Raw genomic sequence first — 1,513 nt, 5'->3', positions numbered from 1 at the left:
ACTGGGCGGGTTCAACCGGTCGTTGCAACACCGTGCGTTGAGAGCGAGCGTAGCTGCTCGGCGAAGACCTCCGCGGGAGTCTTCCAGTCCAGGACCTTCCTGGGCCTGTTGTTCAGCGTGTACGCGACTGCTGCGAGGTCCTCGGCCGACCATCTCGACAGGTCCGTGCCCTTGGGGAAGTACTGCCGCAGCACCCCGTTCGTGTTCTCGTTCGTCGGCCGCTGCCACGGCGAGTGGGGGTCAGCGAAGAACACCTTCGTGCCCGTGGCCATCGTGAACTGGACATGCCCGGCCAGCTCCTTGCCCCGATCCCACGTCAAGCTCTGACGCAGCTGCTCCGGCACCGTCGCCATCGCCTTGATCAGGGCCGCGGTCATCGCCTCAGCCCCGTACCCACCCAGCGACGGCCCGTTCTTCACCGGCGGCCGCTCACCCCATCCCTCCAGGCGGGGCAAGTGGACCAGGATCGTGGCCCGGCTCTTGCGCTCGGCCAGAGTCCCGATCGCTGAACGCTCGGTCCCGATGATCAGGTCCCCTTCCCAGTGCCCGGGCACAGCACGATCAGCGGCCTCGGGTGGGCGCTTGCTGAACACCACGTCCTCGGTGACGTGGCCCTGGGGCTTGTTCCGGGTACGTGCCCGCGGCTCGCGCAGAGCCCGCCCGGTACGCAGGCACGCGACGAGTTCACGCTTGAGCGCCCCACGCCCCTGGATGAACAGGGACTGATAGATCGCTTCATGAGAGATCCGCATGGACACATCATCCGGGAACTCCAGGCGCAGCCGGTGGCTGATCTGCTCAGGGCTCCACGCCGTGGACCACCGCCGGTCCGCCCGGCGCGGTTTCATCTTCCGCCCCTTGAAACCGGGCCCGACCGGTCCCGGCACGGCCACGCCATCGGGGCCCAGGACCACCCCGTTCAGGCGTGCCTGGACGTAGTCGTGCAGTCGCTGGTTCGTGGCCAGCTTCGCCGGCTTGGGCCGCCTGGCAGCTTCCTGGGCCTTCCACTGCGCCACCGTGGCCCGGTACTCCTGCTTCCCGGAACGAGTGGCGCAGTTACGGCGCAGCTCACGGCTGATCGTGCCGGGATCACGTCCCAGCGTGCGTGCGATCTGACGGACCCCCTGGCCCTGGGCATGGAGGATCGCGAGCTCCTCACGCTCAGCGAAGGACAGATACCGGCCGGTGGGCTCGGCTAAGGACAGCGGGGTCATCCCGCCAGCGTGACGGAACCAGCGCGCCCCGACGGGCCAGGACACGCCCACAGTCAGGGATGCCTCGACCGTGGTGACACCGGTGGCGATCACACGCCAGAACTGGCGTTGGACCTCCCGTGAGGGCTGCGGCCTGCCAGGAGAGCGCATCGGGGCCCGCAAGGCCCGATCCGCTCTCCACTGCCGCCGTGTCCCCTCGGGCACGTCACTGATCTTCCTCGCCCAGTCCTTGCTTGCCATCGCCCATACCTCCAGTGATTCCGAGAGGGTGTTGCGACGACCGATTGAATCCACCCTGG

At 68.1% G+C, this 1,513-nt stretch carries 1 protein-coding gene; it reads right to left on the bottom strand.

Annotated elements, in window-relative coordinates; all coding sequences use genetic code 11:
- Positions 1-11: 11 nt before the first annotated feature.
- Positions 12-1,454, bottom strand: coding sequence for an IS30 family transposase (locus ACZ1IK_RS11145; RefSeq protein WP_060973670.1), 1,443 nt, complete (start codon positions 1,452-1,454; stop codon positions 12-14).
- Positions 1,455-1,513 lie beyond the last annotated feature (59 nt).

This window comes from Micrococcus sp. CS26, from assembly GCF_055522295.1.
This window is presented reverse-complemented; position numbering and strand designations above follow the sequence as displayed.

Excerpts from the sequence above, each read along its gene's own strand:
- ACZ1IK_RS11145 (WP_060973670.1), bottom strand. The coding sequence starts at position 1,454 with ATGGCAAGCAAGGACTGGGCGAGGAAGATCAGTGACGTGCCCGAGGGG.